This window comes from Burkholderia ubonensis subsp. mesacidophila (genome assembly GCF_002097715.1).
Lineage (GTDB): Bacteria > Pseudomonadota > Gammaproteobacteria > Burkholderiales > Burkholderiaceae > Burkholderia > Burkholderia mesacidophila.
In genome coordinates this window covers 2,222,871-2,241,231 of the sequence record NZ_CP020737.1, presented here as the reverse complement: position 1 = coordinate 2,241,231, position 18,361 = coordinate 2,222,871, and the positions used below count along the sequence as shown (strand labels likewise).

15 protein-coding genes are annotated in these 18,361 nt (G+C 67.5%); 4 read left to right on the top strand and 11 right to left on the bottom strand.

Annotation, left to right across the window (positions count from 1 at the left end):
- Positions 1–60 precede the first annotated feature (60 nt).
- The 4 genes from B7P44_RS10485 to B7P44_RS10470 all read right to left on the bottom strand — a co-directional run bounded on the left by B7P44_RS10485 (position 61) and on the right by B7P44_RS10470 (position 3,433).
- A complete protein-coding gene (locus tag B7P44_RS10485) occupies positions 61–507 on the bottom strand; it encodes a hypothetical protein (RefSeq protein WP_193834365.1) in 447 nt (148 codons plus the stop codon).
- A gap of 336 nt (positions 508–843) precedes the next feature.
- The gene (mscL, locus tag B7P44_RS10480) at positions 844–1,275 is read right to left on the bottom strand and encodes a large conductance mechanosensitive channel protein MscL (protein WP_084903648.1); all 432 of its coding nucleotides are present in this window, start codon (positions 1,273–1,275) and stop codon (positions 844–846) included.
- Between the two features lie 225 nt (positions 1,276–1,500).
- Entirely contained in the window at positions 1,501–2,676 is a 1,176-nt protein-coding gene (locus B7P44_RS10475; RefSeq protein ID WP_084903645.1) for a tetratricopeptide repeat protein, read from the bottom strand.
- Positions 2,677–2,752: 76 nt separating this feature from the next.
- The gene (locus B7P44_RS10470; RefSeq protein ID WP_084903643.1) at positions 2,753–3,433 is read right to left on the bottom strand and encodes a PspA/IM30 family protein; all 681 of its coding nucleotides are present in this window, start codon (positions 3,431–3,433) and stop codon (positions 2,753–2,755) included.
- Between the two features lie 462 nt (positions 3,434–3,895).
- On the opposite strand from B7P44_RS10470, the gene B7P44_RS10465 reads away from it, so the two are divergent.
- The gene (locus B7P44_RS10465) at positions 3,896–6,418 is read left to right on the top strand and encodes a penicillin-binding protein 1A (RefSeq protein ID WP_084903639.1); all 2,523 of its coding nucleotides are present in this window, start codon (positions 3,896–3,898) and stop codon (positions 6,416–6,418) included.
- A gap of 488 nt (positions 6,419–6,906) precedes the next feature.
- Here the strand turns inward: B7P44_RS10465 and B7P44_RS10460 are convergent, their stop codons facing one another.
- The 3 genes from B7P44_RS10460 to mfd form a co-directional block, all read right to left on the bottom strand.
- Positions 6,907–7,923 carry a threonine/serine dehydratase family protein gene (locus B7P44_RS10460; protein ID WP_084903636.1) on the bottom strand — a complete coding sequence of 339 codons (1,017 nt, stop codon included), beginning with the start codon at positions 7,921–7,923 and terminating at the stop codon, positions 6,907–6,909.
- A gap of 60 nt (positions 7,924–7,983) precedes the next feature.
- Complete coding sequence (gene argE / locus B7P44_RS10455) at positions 7,984–9,213, bottom strand: acetylornithine deacetylase (protein ID WP_084903633.1); 1,230 nt, start codon at positions 9,211–9,213, stop codon at positions 7,984–7,986.
- Positions 9,214–9,336: 123 nt separating this feature from the next.
- A complete protein-coding gene (mfd, locus tag B7P44_RS10450) occupies positions 9,337–12,813 on the bottom strand; it encodes a transcription-repair coupling factor (RefSeq protein ID WP_084903631.1) in 3,477 nt (1,158 codons plus the stop codon).
- A gap of 107 nt (positions 12,814–12,920) precedes the next feature.
- Here mfd and ispD point away from each other — a divergent pair, with 107 nt between their 5' ends.
- Both ispD and ispF read left to right on the top strand, forming a co-directional pair.
- Positions 12,921–13,631, top strand: a complete 711-nt coding sequence (ispD, locus tag B7P44_RS10445; protein ID WP_084903628.1) for a 2-C-methyl-D-erythritol 4-phosphate cytidylyltransferase — start codon at positions 12,921–12,923, stop codon at positions 13,629–13,631.
- Between the two features lie 28 nt (positions 13,632–13,659).
- Entirely contained in the window at positions 13,660–14,145 is a 486-nt protein-coding gene (gene ispF, locus B7P44_RS10440) for a 2-C-methyl-D-erythritol 2,4-cyclodiphosphate synthase (protein WP_084903626.1), read from the top strand.
- A 133-nt stretch (positions 14,146–14,278) separates the two neighbouring features.
- Here the strand turns inward: ispF and B7P44_RS10435 are convergent, their stop codons facing one another.
- The 4 genes from B7P44_RS10435 to ompR all read right to left on the bottom strand — a co-directional run bounded on the left by B7P44_RS10435 (position 14,279) and on the right by ompR (position 17,759).
- Complete coding sequence (locus tag B7P44_RS10435; RefSeq protein ID WP_059750586.1) at positions 14,279–14,806, bottom strand: carboxymuconolactone decarboxylase family protein; 528 nt, start codon at positions 14,804–14,806, stop codon at positions 14,279–14,281.
- A 76-nt stretch (positions 14,807–14,882) separates the two neighbouring features.
- A complete protein-coding gene (locus B7P44_RS10430) occupies positions 14,883–15,431 on the bottom strand; it encodes a peroxiredoxin (protein ID WP_084903623.1) in 549 nt (182 codons plus the stop codon).
- A gap of 194 nt (positions 15,432–15,625) precedes the next feature.
- Complete coding sequence (locus B7P44_RS10425) at positions 15,626–16,984, bottom strand: ATP-binding protein (protein ID WP_084903622.1); 1,359 nt, start codon at positions 16,982–16,984, stop codon at positions 15,626–15,628.
- A gap of 40 nt (positions 16,985–17,024) precedes the next feature.
- Positions 17,025–17,759 (bottom strand): osmolarity response regulator transcription factor OmpR, encoded by a 735-nt coding sequence (ompR, locus tag B7P44_RS10420; protein WP_370542727.1) that lies wholly within the window; start codon positions 17,757–17,759, stop codon positions 17,025–17,027.
- Between the two features lie 258 nt (positions 17,760–18,017).
- Here ompR and B7P44_RS10415 point away from each other — a divergent pair, with 258 nt between their 5' ends.
- A complete protein-coding gene (locus B7P44_RS10415) occupies positions 18,018–18,296 on the top strand; it encodes a hypothetical protein (protein ID WP_010092130.1) in 279 nt (92 codons plus the stop codon).
- Positions 18,297–18,361: the final 65 nt, after the last annotated feature.

Below are 18,361 nucleotides of genomic sequence, written 5' to 3'. Positions count from 1 at the left end.
TGCGGCGCGCGAATGACAGATGGGCCGCCCGGAGGCGGCCCATCGAAAACCGGCGTTGAATCAGCCGAGAGAGCGGGGCGTCGTGTCCCCGGCGTTCTGTCGCCCGACCCCGCTGCGCAGGCTCGCTTTCGTGCCCGCACCAAATTCGGGCAGGATGCGCGCACGGGCGCGGCTCGCGAACACGAGGAAGCCGAAGCCGTTGGACTCGTACCAGTAGCCGCCGTTTTCGAGGCCGTCGAGCGGCTGCTCGAGCGCATTGGCGATCGACTCGATGCAGCGCTTGCGCAACTCGGCGATGGCCGGGTACGGCGGCTGTGCGCCGCGTATGCTGCACAGGAGCACGTCCAGGCCGGGAAGCACATGCGCGTACAGCACCGGTTCGTCCTGCGCGCGGGCGCGTGCGATCTTGGTGTCGAGCTGGGCGAACGGTTTCGAGTGGCGCAATACCGCGAGGAACGATTCCTGGCCATCCTGCTGCGCGCGTCGGCGTTTCTTCGGGAAGGACATAAACACTCGCCTCAAAAACAATTGCAAGAAATGCGGCATTTTCATGCGACCCACTCCCGGCTATGTACGCCGCATGTCGATCCTTTATAGCACACGAAGATGCTGCATTCGTGCGGTGCGACGATCGATGTCTCCCGTCGACCCGCTTCGCCACGATCGACACAGTCAGCGCTTGGCGCCTGTACTGTCGTTTAGTCTCCATCATAGACCCGGTTTCCCGGTGCGTGCATCCGCTCGTCACAAAAAAATGCGAGGCGCCGGCGCGGCGTCCCGGATGGCGCGCGGCAACAAAAAGGCCCGCACGCGGCGGGCCTGGCTGACGATGTCGGGCGGTGCTCAGCGCTGCTTGAGCGAATCGCGGATCTCGCGCAGCAGCACGGTGTCTTCCGGCGTCGCGGCCGGCGCGGCTTCCGCGGGCTTGCGCAGCTTGTTGATGAATTTCACCATCAGGAAAATGATGAACGCGAGGATGATGAAGTTGATCAGCACGGTGATGAACGAACCGTAGCCGAACGCCGCGACGCCCGCGGCCTGCAGGTCCTTGAACGAATCGGGATTACCCTTGAACGACGGCGGGATCGTGCCGAGCAGTACGAACTTGTTCGAGAAATCCAGGCCGCCCGTCAGGACGCCGATGACCGGCATGATCAGGTCCTTCACGATCGAGTCGACGATCTTCGAGAACGCGCCGCCGATGATCACGCCGACGGCGAGATCCATCACGTTGCCCTTGACGGCGAACTCCTTGAATTCCTTGATGATGCTCATGAGCGGCTTTCTCCTGGTTGGGGCAAGTGGAGGCGTGCCGCGACGCGCTGCGTCGAATTCAGGGTCGGTGGCACGCCGATGGCCGCATGATAGCGAACGTGCCCCATTGCCGATAGCCCATCTTTGAATGATTGACAAATCGGCGCGACGGTCGGGCTCCGCATCCGCTGGAGCCCGACCGCGCGGGACGCTGACGCGCGATGCGCAGCGCCCGAACCGCGACGATCAGGTGTCGGTCCAGCCGTCGTCGTTGCTGCCGAGATCGACGCCGCCGCTGCTGCCGCTGCCGTTATCCCAGTTCGTATCGTCGCCGCGGCCGAGGTCGAAGCCCGGATCGGCTTCGCGCCGGCGGTGCTCGTCGTCGACGATCACCTCGCGCTCGATCACGCGGTCGCGTCCGCCGGACATCGCCTGGCCGAGCAGCACGCCGGTCAGGAGTCCGCCCATGCCGCCGCCGAAGCCGCCGCCGCCTTGCTGGATCACGACGGGCGGTTGCTGCTGCGGCGGATAGGGCGGCGGAACCTGCTGCGGCGGGTAGGGCTGGCCCTGCGCGCCGCTCAGACGGTCCGCTTCCTGCGCGAACACCGAGCCGCTGCCGCCGGCCGGCGCGCTCGCCGGCGCAGCCGGATCGGGCCGGCCTTCGACGCGAGCCTTCACGCTCGCGTGGCGTTTCTCGAGTTCGTCGACGCGGTACGACGGCACCGGGTTCTTGCCGTTCGACAGCGCTTCGACGAGTTCACGCGCATCGGTCTCGATCCCCTCGAGCTCGCTCGTGAGCGCGGCGGCGCCGGGCGCCGTCGACAGGCGCGCGTCGAGCTTGAGCGGACGGATGTCGTTGAGCACGTCGGTCGCGCGCTTCAGTTGCGCGCGGCGTTCGTCGTCGGCGCGCGTGTCGCCGGCCGAGCGCGCGCGCCGCAGCGTCCAGCGCAGCACCAGCGCGATCACCGCGACGATCAGGCCAAGGCCGATCCACATGCCGGCCGACGGCCCGTGCTTTTCGGCGGGCGCCACGGCGGGCGCGAGCGACGACCGCAGCGTGCCGCTTTGAGCGCCTGCCGACGGCGCGTTGCTCACACGGCCAGCGTCCGCGCGGATGCGCGCTTCCGTCTGCGCGAAACGGGAAGGATCGGTGAACCGCAGCTGCGGATCGAGCGTCTTCGCGCGTTGCAGCTGCGCGAGCGCGTCGGACGTGCGGCCTTCGCGGTCGAGCACCTGTGCATACAGGTAGTGCGCGTGCGCGTTGTTCGGGTGCGCGTCGATGACTTGCGACAGTTGCGTGTCGGCGCGCTGCCAGTCGCGCTGCGCGATCGACTGCTCGACCTGCTGCAGCGTCGGTACCGCGAACGCGGCGGACGACAGCGTCAGCAGCGCGAAGCCGAGAGCGGCGAGGGATTTCTTCATGATCGAACCGGGCGCGTTCGCCCGTCTCCTTGCGATCGATGCGCGCCGCGCCGAAACCCGGGGCGGCGCGCGCCGGTTACTGCGCGGGCGTGTCGAGCTGCTTCTTCAGTGCGGCGAGGCGATCCTCGACCGACGGGCCCTTGTTCAGCGCGGCGAGCTTGTCGTCGAGCGCCTTGCCGCTCGACGTGTCGGCCGAGTTGAGGCGGGCGTCGGAACGCGCGTTCTGCAACGCGACCTTGTCCTCGAGCTTCTGGAAATCTTCCGACAGGTTCTTGCCGCCGATGCCGCCGAGCGCGGTGGCCGCGACGTCCTTCGCCTGCGCGATTTCCTGCTTCGCCTGCAGGATGTTCGAGCGGGCGTTCAGGTCGTTGCGGCGCTGGCGCATCTCGGCGATCTGCCCCTTCAGCTTGTCGACCGACGGCTCGAGCGTCGCGAGTTCCGCGGCGAGCGCGTCGCGCTCCGCCTCGGCATTCGCCTGCGCGCCGAGCGCTTCGCGCGCGAGCGACTCGTCGCCCGACTGCAGCGCGCGCTTGGCGCCGTCCTCGTACTTCTTCACCTTGTCGTCGGCCGCATCGCGCTTGCTGCGCTGGGTCGCGACCTGCGCTTCGATCTCGATCAGCGAGTTTTCGGCGCGGCCGATGCTGTCGTCGAGCTCCCGCACGATCTGCCGTGCGTCGCGCGACGGGTCCTGCACCGAGTCGGCCGCATCGTTCAGCAGGCCCTTGATCGTGCGCGAAACAGAGTCGAAAAGCGACATGAAATCCTCCGTGTATAAAAGACGCCGCGTAGCGGCGGCGTGGCCCGCGGCGGTGCCGGTTCCGGCCCGCGGTTTCGGCCCGCGATTGCCGGCGGATATTACACCACCGGATCACTTAAATACGGCTTAAACCCGCAAGTTCAAGCGATGCGAATTCCGGGCCGAGAAATCGCGCGTCGAGTCTTTCACGATTGAAAGCTCGGGCGCGCGTGATTTCGTGTTCATGATAGGCCGGCCAAGCGGGCAAAAAGACGCGCGCAGCGCCGCGACGCGGGAATTTTTACAAAAAATCGCGAAGCTAATCGATTGATTTCATTAAAATGCGCTGTCACGTCGCGGGAACGGATCGCCGCGCGACGCGGTCTGTCGACGTGACGAATGTGTCACGATGCACTCTCTCTCGATTCATCCGCTTGCATTCCGCATGCGTCCGAGGGCGCGATGCGCGCCCGCCATTCCGACATGCCAATTATCAAACGACCACCTTCTTCTTCCGCCAGGAACGAACCTCACTACACGCTGCGCCGTTCGCCTGCGGGAGCCTATTACACCGATGACGACGACCGCGATGCGCACCGCGAGCCGCAGCATGACGGCGGCGGGGGCCGCCGCCGCTCGTTCCGCTCGCGTGTCGCGCTGTGGTTCGTCGGCCTGTTCGCCACGCTTGCCGTCATCGGCGCGCTGATCGTCGGCTATGCGCTCGTCGTGATGGCGCCGCAGCTGCCGTCGCTCGATGCGCTGACGAACTACCAGCCGAAGGTGCCGCTGCGCGTCTACACGGCCGATCACGTGCTGATCGGCGAATTCGGCGAGGAGCGCCGCAGCCTCGTGCGCTTCCAGGAGATTCCCGACGTGATGAAGAAGGCGGTGCTCGCGATCGAGGATTATCGCTTCTACGAGCATGGCGGCGTCGACTTCCTCGGCATCCTGCGTGCCGGCGTCGCCGACCTGATGCACGGCGGCGCGCGCCAGGGCGCGAGCACGATCACGATGCAGGTCGCGCGCAACTTCTTCCTGTCGAGCGAGAAGACCTACACGCGCAAGATCTACGAAATGCTGCTCGCGTACAAGATCGAGAAGGCCCTGACGAAGGACCAGATCCTCGAGCTGTACATGAACCAGATCTACCTCGGCCAGCGCTCGTATGGTTTCGCCGCGGCCGCGCGCGTGTATTTCGGCAAGGACCTGAAGGACATCACGCTCGCGGAAGCCGCGATGCTGGCCGGCCTGCCGAAGGCGCCGTCCGCGTATAACCCGGTCGTCAATCCGAAGCGCGCGAAGGTGCGCCAGGAATACATCCTGAAGCGGATGCTCGAGATCGGCTACATCACGCAGACGCAGTACGACCAGGCACTCAAGGAAGAGATCCACGTGCGTACCCCGGGCAACCAGTACGCGGTGCACGGCGAGTACGTCTCCGAAATGGTGCGGCAGATGATGTACGCACAGTACAAGGACGAGACGTATACGCGCGGCCTGACGGTCACGACGACGATCAATGCGGCGGACCAGGAAGCGGCCTACCAGGCGGTGCGGCGCGGCATTCTCGATTACGAGCGCCGCCACGGCTATCGCGGGCCGGAAGGCTTCATCACGCTGCCGGCGCCCGGCGACGAACGCGACGAGGCGATCGACGACGCGCTCGCCGACCACCCGGACAACGGCGACCTGCAGTCGGCGGTGGTGCTGTCCGCCGCGCCCAACGCGGTCGAGGTGCAGTTCGTCGGCGGCGCGACGACGACGATCGGCGCGAGCGGGCTGCGCTTCGTCGCGGCGGCGCTCGGGCCGCGCGCGAACGCCACGCTGAAGCTCAAGCCGGGCTCGATCGTGCGCGTGCTGAAGGAGGCGAAGACGGGCTGGCAGGTCGTGCAACTGCCGCAGGTCGAGGGCGCGCTCGTCGCGATCGCGCCGCAGGACGGCGCGATCCGCTCGCTCGTCGGCGGCTTCGACTACAACAAGAGCAAGTTCAACCACGTGACGCAGGCGTGGCGGCAGCCGGGCTCGTCGTTCAAGCCGTTCGTCTACTCCGCGTCGCTCGACAAGGGGCTCGGACCGGCGACGATCATCAACGACGCGCCGCTGTACTTCCCGCCGAGCGTGCCGGGCGGCACCGCATGGGAGCCGAAGGACGACGACCAGCCGGACGGCCCGATGTCGATGCGCACCGGCCTGCAGCGTTCGAAGAACCTCGTGTCGATCCGCATTCTCGCGTCGATCGGCACGCAGTACGCGCAGGAGTACGTGACGCAGCGCTTCGGCTTCGATCCGGCGAAGACGCCGCCGTACCTGCCGATGGCGCTCGGCGCGGGCCTCGTGACGCCGCTGCAGCTCGCGACCGGCTACGCGGTGTTCGCGAACGGCGGCTACAAGGTCGATCCGTACCTGATCGCCGAGGTCGACGATGCGCATGGCCAGCCGCTGCAGAAGGCGCAGCCGGTGATCGCCGGCGGCACCGCGCCGCGCACGATCGAAGGCCGCAACGCGTACGTGATGAACAGCCTGCTGCACACGGTCGCGACGGCCGGCACGGGCGCGGGCACCAACGCGCTGGGCCGCGGCGACCTGCAGGGCAAGACCGGTACGACCAACGACGCGAAGGACGGCTGGTTCGCCGGCTACCAGCAGTCGCTCGTCGCGGTCGCGTGGATGGGCTTCGACCAGCCGAAGAGCCTCGGCAGCCGCGAGTTCGGCGCGCAGCTCGCGCTGCCGATCTGGGTGGGCTACATGCGCACCGCGCTGCAGGGGGTGCCCGAGCAGCCGATGCCGATGCCCGACGGGCTGACGTCGATCGACGGCGAGCTGTACTACGCGGATCGCACGCCGGGCGCCGGCTTCGTCGCGAGCGTCGACATCAACCCGGCAGCCAATGCGATGAATGCGAACGATGCGCTCGGCTCGGCCGGCGCGGCGGGCCTGGCGCCGCCGCCGGTGACCGCGCAGGAGAAGCAGCAGATCATGGACATGTTCGAGAGCAACAAGCCCTGATCGACGACGGCGGGCGCGGCAGCGCCCGGCGACGACACGACGAACGGCGGCCGCGCGATGCGGTCGCCGTTTTTTTATTGCGATGACGGAAGGGCGTGCCGCAGGCGCCGGCCCGCGCCGCGGGCGCGCCGGACGAATCCTTGCGCATCAACGACTTGGCGCGCCGATCCCGCCCTTATCAACATGCCTGTCAACAGAAATTGTGGATAACCTGCGGTGACGGCGAACATTGCCCAATCGGCGGCGTGCCCGGGGGCGATGTTTGTTTTATTAATGGAAACAATGGCTTGGGGTGCTTGTCGGCGAGTTCTCCACAGTCCTGTCAACAAAAACTGGGGATAACCCTAAGCTGCGCGACGGGCCGCGCACGGCCGCTGCCGCAAACCGCGTCGCGCGGGGAAAGCGCTGTCCGATCAACGCGTTGGCGCAGTTTCCAGAAACTTTTCAACAGGCTCTTCAACACGAACCGTGGATAACCCCGCGCGGCGTCAGCGCAGCAGCTTCGCGTGCGCGAGGTGCATGCCGAGCGTGACCGGATCGGTGTTGGTGCCAGACAGCAGCACGCCGATCCGCTTGCCCTGCAGCGTTTCGCGCAGCGGGCCGAGCAGGGCGGCCGTCGCCGCCGCGCAGGCGGGCTCGACGGCGACCTTCAGGTGCGAGAACAGGTACAGCATCGCCGTGCGCAGCGCGTCGTCGGAGACGGTGACGACGCTGTCGATGTGGCGGCGGCATAGCTGGTAGCTGTATTCCTCGGTGTGCGGCGCCATCAGCGAATCGGCGATCGTGTGCATCGCGGCCATCTTGACCGTGTGGTTGGCCGCGAAGCTGCGGCTCATCGCGTCCGCGCCCTCCGGCTCGACGCCGTACACGTGTACGCGCGGATTCGCGAGCCGCAGCGCGGTCGACACGCCGGCCGCGAGCCCGCCGCCGCCGATCGGCACGATTACCGCGTCGAGGTCGGGCGTCTGCGTCGCCCATTCGTAGCCGAGCGTCGCGGTGCCGAGGATCGTGTGATAGCCGTTGAACGGATGGATGAAGAAGCGGCCTTCCTCGGCCTCGATCCGGCGCACGAGATCGAACGCCTGCGACGCGCTCGCCGCCAGCACGACCTCCGCGCGGTACTGCTTGCATTGCGCGATGCGCGTCGGGCTCGCGGTATGGAACATCACGACCTTCGCGCTGCTGCCGAGCCGCATCGCCGCATACGCGACCGCCGCCGCATGGTTGCCGGCCGACACGCAGGTGACCCCGGCATTGCGGCGCGCCTCGTCGAGCGCGAGCAGGTGCGTGAACGCGCCGCGCGCCTTGAAGCTGCCGCTCGCCTGCAGCAGTTCGAACTTGAAGTTGACGTGCGTGCCTTCGAGCGAAGGCAGGTCGGCGCGCTCGAACACCGGCGTGCGCGAGACCCATGGCGACAGCGCGAAGTGCTGCGCGGCGATTTCGTCGAGCGTCGGGATCGGCTCGCCGTCGATCGTGTGGGCGGTGCCCTGTTGTGTAGTCGACATGGCCTGGCGTGTGGGGGAATGAACCGGCCCGCCCACGCGAGCCGGCGTGGCGGGAAACGGTCAGTGCGCGTCGACCGACATGCTGCGGATGAACTTGCGCAGGAACTGCTCGCATTCGGCCAGTTGCGCGAGCTCCACGTATTCGTTCGGCTTGTGCGCCTGCTCGATGTAGCCGGGCCCGCATACGACGCTCGGGATGCCCGCGCGTTCGAACAGGCCGGCCTCGGTGCCGTACGCGACCTTGCGCTTGTCCTGGTCGGCGGTCAGCGCGCGCACGAGTTGCGTGATCGCCGCCTGCTCGGTCGCGTCGAGGCCGGGCGCTGCGGCGATCTTCGAGAATTCGATCGCCGCGTTCGGATGCTCGCGCCGCATCTGCGGCAGCAGCGTTTCCTGCGCATAGGCTTCGATGCGCGCGAAGATCTGCTCCGGATCGAGCGTCGGCAGGTTGCGGAACTCGAAATCGAAACGGCATTCGGCCGGCACCGTGTTGATCGCGTTGCCGCCCTGGATCGTGCTCGTCTGCGCGGTCGAGAACGGCACGTCGTAGAGCGCGTCGAACGGGCCTTCGGCGCGGAATCGATCGGCGATGTCGCGGATGTGGCAGATGAGGCGCGCCGCGTACTCGATCGCGTTCAGCCCCTTCGGCGTCAGCGACGAGTGCGCCGCGTGGCCGCGCACGCAGCAGCGGTACGCGTTGATGCCCTTGTGCGCGATGATCGGGCGCATCCCGGTCGGCTCGCCGACGATGCAGCCGGACGGCTTCACGCCGCGCCTGACCAGATCCGCGATCATCAGCGGCGCGCCCGCGCAGCCGATTTCCTCGTCGTAGGAAAGCGCGAAATGGATCGGCTTCGCGAGCTTCGTCGCCTGCATCTCGGGCAACAGCGCGAGCGCCGCGCCGATGAAGCCCTTCATGTCACAGGTACCGCGGCCGTACAGGCGGCCGTCGCGGAGTTCCGGGCGGAACGGGTCGCTGTCCCACTGCTGGCCGTCGACGGGCACGACGTCGGTGTGCCCGGACAGCACGATGCCGCCGTCGGTCGCGCCGTCATGCGCGGGGACGGTCGCGAACAGGTTGGCCCAGCCTTCGCGCGGATCGTGCGTGATCACGGACGCGATGCCCTTGGCGGAGAGCGCGTCGCGCACCGTTTCGATCAGGCCGAGGTTCGGCACGCGGCTCGTCGTGTCCATCGACACGAGCTGCTTGATCCAGGGCAGGCTGACGAGCGATGCGTCGTCGTGGTCGGCGAGGTCGGCGGCAACCTGCGCCGTCGCGTCGAGGGTGGGCATGGCTCAACTCCGTCGGATGAATGCGAAAATCATACTCAAAAACGCTGCGGCCCGCTCTCGCGGGCCGCGATGCGCTGCAGCAACGCGGCGCATTTCAGATCGACCGGCCGTCGAACCGTCCGCTCAGCGCGACGCGGCAGATGCGTCCTGCCGGTTCGAATGGCCGAGCGCGCGCAGCGTCTCCTTGATCGTCGACACGCGGACCGCGAGATCCGGCGAGCGCGTCTCGATCCGCAGCTTGTCCTGTCCCGCGAGCTTGATGTGGCGATGCTTCTGCACCATCTCGATGATCCGCATCGGATCGATCGGCGGATTCGGCACGAACTGCAGCCCGATCGCCACCTCGCTCGCATCGATCTTCGTGATCCCGAGCGGCTTCGCGGCGAGCCGCAGCCGGTGCGTCTCGACGAGCGCGTGCGCCTGCGGCGGCATCTTGCCGAAGCGGTCGATCAGCTCTTCCTGGATGCCGTCGATCGCGTCGCCGTGCTCGCAGTTCGCGAGGCGCTTGTACAGCGACAGCCGCTCCTGCACGTCCGCGCAGTAGTCGGCCGGCAGGATCGCGGGCGCATGCAGGTTGATCTCGGTCGTCGCGGCGAGCGGGGCGGTGAGGTCGGGCTCCTTGCCGTTCTTCAGCGCCTTCACCGCGTCGTTCAGCATCTCCGTGTACAGCTGGAAGCCGATCTCGTGGATCTCGCCCGACTGCTTGTCGCCGAGCACCTCGCCGGTGCCGCGGATCTCGAGGTCGTGCATCGCGAGGTAGAAGCCCGAGCCGAGCTCCTCCATCTGCTGGATCGCTTCCAGCCGGCGCTGCGCCTGCTTGGTCAGCGCCTGCGGATCGTGGACGAGCAGGTACGCATACGCCTGGTGGTGCGAGCGGCCGACGCGGCCGCGCAGCTGGTGCAGCTGCGCGAGGCCGAACTTGTCCGAGCGGTGCATGATGATCGTGTTCGCGCTCGGCACGTCGATGCCGGTCTCGATGATCGTCGTGCACAGCAGCACGTTCGCGCGCTGCGCGACGAAATCGCGCATCACGCGCTCGAGCTCGCGCTCGTGCATCTGGCCGTGCGCGATCGCGATGCGCGCCTCGGGCACCAGCTCCTCGAGCATCGCCTTGCGGTTCTCGATCGTCTCGACCTCGTTGTGCAGGAAGTACACCTGGCCGCCGCGCTTCAACTCGCGCAGCATCGCCTCGCGGATCACGCTTTCTTCCTCGCGGCGCACGAAGGTCTTGATCGCGAGCCGCTTCTGCGGTGCCGTGGCGATCACCGAGAAGTCGCGCAGGCCTTCGAGCGCCATCCCGAGCGTGCGCGGAATCGGCGTCGCGGTCAGCGTCAGCACGTCGACTTCCGCGCGCAGCGCCTTCAGCGCCTCCTTCTGGCGCACGCCGAAGCGGTGCTCCTCGTCGATGATCACGAGGCCGAGCCGCTTGAACTGCACGTCCGACGACAGCAGCTTGTGCGTGCCGATCACGATGTCGACGCTGCCCTCGTTGATCTGCGCGATCGCCGCGTTGACTTCCTTCGTGGTCTTGAAGCGCGACAGCTCGACGGTCCGCACCGGCCAGTCGGCGAAGCGGTCCGCGAAGGTCTGCGTGTGCTGCTCGGCGAGCAGGGTGGTCGGCGACAGCAGCGCGACCTGCTTGCCGCCCATCACCGCGATGAACGCGGCGCGCAGCGCGACTTCCGTCTTGCCGAAGCCGACGTCGCCGCACACGAGGCGGTCCATCGGCTTGCCGCTCGTCATGTCGCCGATCACGGCCGCGATCGCCGCGGCTTGGTCCGGCGTCTCCTCGAAGCCGAAGCTCTCCGCGAACTTCACGTAGTCGCGCGGCTCGAGCGCGAACGCGTGGCCTTCGCGGGCCGCGCGGCGCGCGTACAGGTTCAGCAGCTCGGCCGCGGTGTCGCGGATCTGCTGCGCGGCCTTGCGCTTCGCGCGCTCCCACTGGCCCGAGCCGAGCGCGTGCAGCGGCGCGCTGTCCGGATCGGCGCCGCTGTAGCGCGAGATCACGTGCAATTGCGCGACCGGCACGTAGAGCTTGCTGTCGCCCGCGTATTCGAGGTGCAGGAACTCCGTCTCGCCTTCGCCGAGATCCATCGACACGAGGCCCATGTAGCGGCCGATGCCGTGCTGCGCGTGCACGACCGGGTCGCCGACCTTCAGCTCGGACAGGTCGCGCACCATCGCGTCGACGTTGCTCGCCTGCTCCTGGCGGCGGCGCCCCGCGCGGCGGCCGAGCGCGCCGTAGAGTTCGGTCTCGGTGACGATCGCATAGCCTTCGCCCGGCACCGCGAAGCCGCTCGACAGCGGCGCGACGCCGAGCGCGAAGCGTTCATCGCTCGCGAGCCAGCCGGCGAAATGGTCGTTCGACGCCGGCCGCAGGTGGTGCTCGGCGAGCAACTGCAGGATCGTCTCGCGGCGGCCGGCCGATTCGACGGTCAGCAGCACGCGCTTGCCTGACGTGTCGACGAACGTGCGCAGTGCGGCGAGCGGATCGTCGGCATGGCGGTCGACCGTGAGCTCGGGCAGGCCGGTCGCCCAGCCACCCGCCGGCTGCGCGGGCAGCACGACGCGCGCGAAGGGCTTCGCGAACGCGAAGAAATCCTCGTCGGACAGGAACAGGCGCTGCGGCTCGAGGATCGGCCGCTCGCGGTCGTGCGCCAGGAACGCGTGGCGCTGCTTCGTGTCGGCGGTGAAGCGGCGGATCGACGCGTCGAGGTCGCCCGTGAACACGAGATGCGCGTCCTGCGGCAGGTAGTGGAACAGCGTCGCCGTCTCGTCGAAGAACAGCGGCAGGTAGTACTCGATGCCGGCCGACGGCACGCCGTTGCCGATGTCCTTGTAGATCGGCGCGCGGCTCGGGTCGCCTTCGAAGGTCTCGCGCCAGCGGCTGCGGAACGCGGTGCGCGCGGCCTCGTCGAACGGGAACTCGCGGCCCGGCAGCAGGCGCACGTCGCGCACCGGATAGAGGCTGCGCTGCGTGTCCGGGTCGAACGCGCGGATCGAATCGACCTGGTCGTCGAACAGGTCGATCCGGTACGGCAGCGGCGAGCCCATCGGGAACAGGTCGATCAGCGAGCCGCGCACGCAGTATTCGCCGGGCCGCACGACCTGGCTCACGTGCTCGTAGCCGGCAAGCGTGAGCTGCGCCTTCAGCTTCGCCTCGTCGAGCCGCTCGCCCTGCGCGAACGCGAACGTGTAGGCGGCCATGAACGACGCGGGCGGCATCCGGTACAGCGCGGTCGTCGCGGGCACGAGCAGCACGTCGCAGCGGCCTTCGCCGAGGTCGTGCAGCGTCGCGAGCCGCTCGGACACGAGGTCCTGGTGCGGCGAGAACGTGTCGTACGGCAGTGTTTCCCAGTCCGGCAGCAGGCGCACGCGCGCGTCGGGGGAGAAGTAGCGGATCTCCTGCGCGAGGCGCTGCGCGTCGACCGCGTTCGCGCAGATCACCGCGAGCAGCGGCAGGTCGTGGCGGTTGTCGGCAAGATAGCGGGCGATGGCGAGCGCATCGGCGGAGCCGTGCGCGCCGTCGAAGGCAAAGCGCTGGCCGGGCTTGACGCGCGCGACGGGCGAGGCGGACGGGTTGGAAGCGTTGTCTGGCATAGGGACGGCAGGGTAGCGGGCGCGAGGCGCATCGCGGTGCGCCGGTCGAGACGAAAGACCTATTATAAAATCCGCTTCTTGATTTCACCTTTCCGGCGTTTCATTTCGTGACTCCCCGACTTTTTGCCCTGATTCCATGCGCCGGCACGGGCAGCCGTTCCGGCTCGGCCGTGCCGAAGCAATACCGCACGCTCGCCGGGCGCGCGCTCCTGCATTACACGCTCGCCGCGTTCGACGCATGCAGCGAATTCGCGCAGACGCTCGTCGTCCTCGCGCCCGACGACACGCATTTCGACGCGCGCCGCTTTGCCGGCCTGCGCTTCGCGGTGCGCCGCTGCGGCGGCGCGTCGCGGCAGGCGTCGGTGCTGAACGGGCTGCTGGAGCTGACCGAATTCGGCGCGACCGACCACGACTGGGTGCTCGTGCACGACGCCGCGCGCCCCGGCATCACGCCGCAGCTGATCCGCACGCTGGTCGCGGCGCTGAAGGACGACCCGGTCGGCGGCATCGTCGCGCTGCCGGTTGCGGATACGCTCAAGCGCGTGCCGGCCGGCGGCGACGCGATCGCGCGCACCGAGTCGCGCGACGCGCTGTGGCAGGCGCAGACCCCGCAGATGTTCCGCATCGGCATGCTGCGCGAAGCGATCCTGCAGGCGCAGCGGGAAGGGCACGACCTGACCGACGAGGCGAGCGCGATCGAATGGGCCGGCCATACGCCGCGCGTCGTGCAGGGCAGCCTGCGCAACTTCAAGGTCACTTATCCGGAAGACTTCGCGCTGGCGGAAGCGATCCTCGCGCGCGACCCGCAATCCACCTGACCCCCACTCAATTTCAATCGGAACACGCATGGATTTCAGAATCGGACAAGGCTACGACGTGCACCAGCTCGTCCCCGGGCGGCCCCTCATCATCGGCGGCGTGACGATTCCGTACGAGCGCGGCCTGCTTGGCCACTCGGACGCGGACGTGCTGCTGCACGCGGTCACCGACGCGCTGTTCGGCGCGGCGGCGCTCGGCGACATCGGCCGCCACTTCTCCGACACCGACGCGGCTTTCAAGGGCGCGGACAGCCGCGTGCTGCTGCGCGAATGCGCGGCGCGCGTGAAGGCCGCGGGCTTCACGATCCAGAACGTCGACAGCACCGTGATCGCGCAGGCGCCGAAGCTCGCGCCGCATATCGACGGGATGCGCGCGAACATCGCCGAGGATCTCGGCCTGCCGCTCGACCGCGTGAACGTGAAGGCGAAGACCAACGAGAAGCTCGGCTATCTCGGCCGCGGCGAGGGCATCGAGGCGCAGGCCGCCGCGCTGCTGGTGAAGCAGGGCGGCTGACGGGCCGCGACCGGGCGGGCGCGGGTTTGTCCCGCGCCGCACAAACGCTTGCGAAAATGAAAAACGCCACGCGAGGCGGGCCCGCGTGGCGTTTTTGCTGGTTGCGCGCGCCGTACGGCTCGCGCGGCGCGGCTTATTCGCCTTCGGCGGCGATCACCTGCGCGGCGGCGTTGATCACCGACGCGATGCGGCCGACGTCGCGCAACTGCGTGACGGTCATGCCTTGTTCGTTCTTCAGCAGCGCGTAGTGCGACTTCACGCAGAAGTGGCACTTGCCGACGATCGACGCGGCGAGCGCGTACATCTCGAACTTGCGCTTGTCGACGCCGCCGTGCGACGCATACGCGCCCATCCGCAGCTCGGCGCGCTGGGTCTTCAGGTCGGCGTCGTCGGCCATCTCGACATACGGATACCAGGCGTTGTTCATCCCCATCAGCGCGGCCGCGGTTAGCGCCGCGTTGGTTTCCTCGGGCGACAGCACGCCGGCTTCGCGGATCGTCTTCACGATCGCGGTGCTCTTGGCCGCGAACGCCGCCGCCAGCGCGACGCCGACCGCGTCGTTGCCTTCGAGCGACGAGCGCGAGATCGTGCCGTCGAGGTTCAGGCGAATGTCCTTCGCGTAGTCGGGGATGCGTGCCTTAATCGAGTCGATGAATTCCATTGATATCTCCTATGGGTTGGCCGTTAAAAAAGCCCGCAGGCAGGACGTGCGCCGCGGGCTTCGTGCATCGATGCGCTTACAGCGTCGCGCCGCCGACAGAGCGGTTGCACGGGCACAGTTCGTCCGTTTGCAGGCCGTCCAGAATGCGCAGGATTTCGTCCGTGTTACGGCCAACGTTCAGGTTGTTGATCGAAACGTGCTGGATCGTGTTGTCCGGATCGACGATGAACGTCGCGCGCAGGGCCACGCCGGCTTCCTTGTCGCGCACGCCGAGCTGGTCGATCAGCTCACCCTTGACGTCGCCGAACGAGTAGTGATTCAGCTTGTTCAGGTCCTTGTGCTCACGGCGCCATGCGAGCTTGACGAACTCGTTGTCCGAGCTGCCGCCCAGCAGGATGGCATCGCGCTCTTCGAACTGCTTCGTCAGCTTCGCGAACTCGACGATTTCCGTCGGGCACACGAACGTGAAATCCTTCGGATAGAAGTAGATGATCTTCCACTTGCCCGGGAACGACGCTTCGGTGACGGTCTCGAACGCCGACTGGCCGTTTTCCTCGTGGTGGTTGAAGCCCGGCTTCGCGGCTACGACGGTGAAAGCGTCGAGTTTATCGCCCACGGTTTTCATGCGGCTACTCCTGTGTGAATGAGTTGGGAAGAAGACTTGAGTCAAGCTACCTCGGTGCTGCAACGGTGATGTGACAGCATGGGCGAGACTATAACACTATTGATTAAGTACTTCAATAGATTTTAACTAATGATCCTCATAGTTTTTTTCAACCGGATCGATAGTGTGCGGCGCAATACGCGTGCCTGTGCGCGTCACGCGGTCGCACGCGCCTTGCCGCCGGGGAATTCGAGCGTGACTTCGAGCCCGGGTTCCGGGCTGCGGTTGCGCAGGCGCAGCGCGCCGCGGTAGCGGCCGACGAGGCGCTGCACGATGGCCATCCCGAGGCCCGTGCCGTCCGCCTTGGTGCGGGCGGTGTCGACGCGGTAGAACGGCCGCATCACGAGCGGCAGCTGGTCCTCCGGGATGCCGGGGCCTTCGTCGCTGACCGACAGCTCGACCCGCGCGTGCGACACGCGTGTCTCGAGCGTGATGCGCGCGACGCCGTCCTGCCGGCTCTGGCCGTACTTGCGCGCGTTCTCGACGAGGTTGCCGATCACGCGCCGCATGTCGGTCTCGTCGGCCTCGATGACGGCGGTGGGCGCGAGCCGCGTCTGGATCTGCACGCCGTCCTCGCCCGCGATGCGCGCGGCGACTTCCTGCACGATCGTCGACAGGTCGACGGGCTCGGGCCGGCGCTGCGTCGGGCGCGCGTAGTCGATGAACGCGGCGATGATGCGGTCCATCTGCTCGATGTCGTCGACCATCGCGTCCTTGGTCGCCTGGTCGGACGGGCTCATCTCGGTTTCGAGGCGCAGTCGCGCGAGCGGCGTGCGCAGGTCGTGCGAGATGCCCGCGAGCATCAGCGCGCGGTCGGCCTCGAGCTGTTCGAGGTCGCGCACCATCTGGTTGAAGCTGCGGTTGGTGTCTGCGGCGACGCCCATGCCGCGCTCCGGCAGCCGCTCGGGCGCCTGGCCCGAGCCGACCTGGCGCGCGGCGAGCGCGAGGCGCGAGAACGGCCGGTTCACGAGGCTCGTGATGAACGCGGAGCCGAACAGCGACAGCGCGAGCGCGAACAGCCCCCAGCCGGCCCACTGCAGGCCCGTGACGGTGTCGAGCTGATCGCGGTCGAGCGCGACCCAGTAGTCGTCGTCGTCGATCTTGAAGCTGATCCACACGCCGGGGATGTCGTTGACCGTCTGCGCGATCACCGTATCGTCGCCGAGCCGGCTGCGGATGTCGTGCTCGATCAGGCGGTTCAGCGACTCGTCGGGCTGCAGCCTGAACTTGTCGGTTTTCTCGCGCGGATACACGCGCACGCCTTCGTTGCTCTCGAGATCCTGCAGCAGCGCGCGGCGCAGGTCGGGGTCGGAGTAGAGCAGCGCGGTGCGCGTGAGCTTGACGATCGCGACGAGCTGGAGCGCGACGCGCTGCGCGCGCGGCTCGCGCTCGATCACGCGAAAACTCTGGAACCACGCCGCGAGACTGACCGAGATCAGCAGCGCGATCAGCAGGAAGGTGCGCCAGAACAGCCCGCCGAAGGCGAGCTGCAGAAGGCGCCGGTCGATACGCATGGGACGGGCCGTGGACAGACGAAGCCGGAAGAAGGGAGGGTCAGGCCGCGCCGTCCGGAATGAACACGTAGCCGAGGCCCCAGACGGTCTGGATGAAGCGGGGGCTGCCCGGATCCGGTTCGATCAGCTTGCGCAGGCGCGAGATCTGCACGTCGAGGCTGCGGTCGAACACTTCGTATTCGCGGCCGCGCGCGAGCTCCATCAGCTTCTCGCGCGACAGCGGCTGGCGCGGATGGCGCGCGAACACCTTCAGCACCGAGAATTCGCCGGTCGTCAGCGGAATTTCCTGGCCGGACTTCGTCAGCGTGCGGGTCGCGAGATTCAGCGAGAACTCGCCGAACTCGAACACCTCGGTCGTTTCCGACGGCGCGCCCGGCAGCTCGGCCGGCGCCTGGCGGCGCAGCACCGCGTGGATGCGCGCGACGAGCTCGCGCGGGTTGAACGGCTTCGGCAGGTAGTCGTCGGCGCCCATCTCGAGGCCGACGATGCGGTCGACGTCCTCGCCCTTGGCGGTCAGCATGATGATCGGCGTGCGGTCGTTGCTGCCGCGCAGGCGGCGGCAGATCGACAGGCCGTCCTCGCCGGGCAGCATCAGGTCGAGCACGAGCAGGTCGAAACGCTCGCGGACCCACAGCTTGTTCATCGCGGTCGCGTTCTCCGCGACGTACACATTGAAGCCCTGCTCGCCCAGGTAGCGGCGCAGCAGATCGCGCAGGCGCGGGTCGTCGTCGACGACGAGAATCTTGGAGGGGTTTTTCGTTTCCATGAATGGCATCTTATCGCGAATGGGAAATGGCGCGCGGCCGGGGATTTTGGCGCGTTACAGTCAGTTACAAAATTTACCCGTGGTGTGACGCGGAGTAAAGGCACGCTATAGAGATTCCTTTACTCGAAGACGAAATTCGGTAGATACTCGCTCCACTTAATCTTTCATGGTTTGCACACCCGATTTCCGCAGGGTTTTTCAAGTACCAGAGGTAGCCGGTTGCCGCGTGACGTAGGGAACAAATCGACCAAAGAAGCGAGGACGGTCATGCGATCTGCCCGGATTGCACTGATGCTGACGATCGCGCTCGCCGGTCCGTGTGCGTCGAACTTCGCATATGCTCAACGCCCCGAGCCGGGCGCTTCGTCGCGCAAGCTGCCCCGCGGCAAGGCGGCGCAGCAGGCTGACCGCGCCGATGCCGTTGCCCGCTCCGCCGTGCCTCCCGATCTCGAGCAGCGCCGCCGCGACGGGCACATGACGCCCGAGGAGCGCCACTTGCTGCGCCAGCACATCGAGGACGCCGTCCGCGAACTTTACAAGCGCTGACCTGCGCCGCTCCCGCCCGCCGCCGGAAGCCCGTCGCGCGGAAAAATTCCGTAGCAATTTTGCAG

Coding starts and splice junctions, on each gene's coding strand:
- B7P44_RS10485 (WP_193834365.1), bottom strand. CDS start 507: ATGTCCTTCCCGAAGAAACGCCGACGCGCGCAGCAGGATGGCCAGGAA.
- mscL (WP_084903648.1), bottom strand. CDS start 1,275: ATGAGCATCATCAAGGAATTCAAGGAGTTCGCCGTCAAGGGCAACGTG.
- B7P44_RS10475 (WP_084903645.1), bottom strand. CDS start 2,676: ATGAAGAAATCCCTCGCCGCTCTCGGCTTCGCGCTGCTGACGCTGTCG.
- B7P44_RS10470 (WP_084903643.1), bottom strand. CDS start 3,433: ATGTCGCTTTTCGACTCTGTTTCGCGCACGATCAAGGGCCTGCTGAAC.
- B7P44_RS10465 (WP_084903639.1), top strand. CDS start 3,896: ATGCCAATTATCAAACGACCACCTTCTTCTTCCGCCAGGAACGAACCT.
- B7P44_RS10460 (WP_084903636.1), bottom strand. CDS start 7,923: ATGTCGACTACACAACAGGGCACCGCCCACACGATCGACGGCGAGCCG.
- argE (WP_084903633.1), bottom strand. CDS start 9,213: ATGCCCACCCTCGACGCGACGGCGCAGGTTGCCGCCGACCTCGCCGAC.
- mfd (WP_084903631.1), bottom strand. CDS start 12,813: ATGCCAGACAACGCTTCCAACCCGTCCGCCTCGCCCGTCGCGCGCGTC.
- ispF (WP_084903626.1), top strand. CDS start 13,660: ATGGATTTCAGAATCGGACAAGGCTACGACGTGCACCAGCTCGTCCCC.
- B7P44_RS10435 (WP_059750586.1), bottom strand. CDS start 14,806: ATGGAATTCATCGACTCGATTAAGGCACGCATCCCCGACTACGCGAAG.
- B7P44_RS10430 (WP_084903623.1), bottom strand. CDS start 15,431: ATGAAAACCGTGGGCGATAAACTCGACGCTTTCACCGTCGTAGCCGCG.
- B7P44_RS10425 (WP_084903622.1), bottom strand. CDS start 16,984: ATGCGTATCGACCGGCGCCTTCTGCAGCTCGCCTTCGGCGGGCTGTTC.
- ompR (WP_370542727.1), bottom strand. CDS start 17,759: ATGCCATTCATGGAAACGAAAAACCCCTCCAAGATTCTCGTCGTCGAC.
- B7P44_RS10415 (WP_010092130.1), top strand. CDS start 18,018: ATGCGATCTGCCCGGATTGCACTGATGCTGACGATCGCGCTCGCCGGT.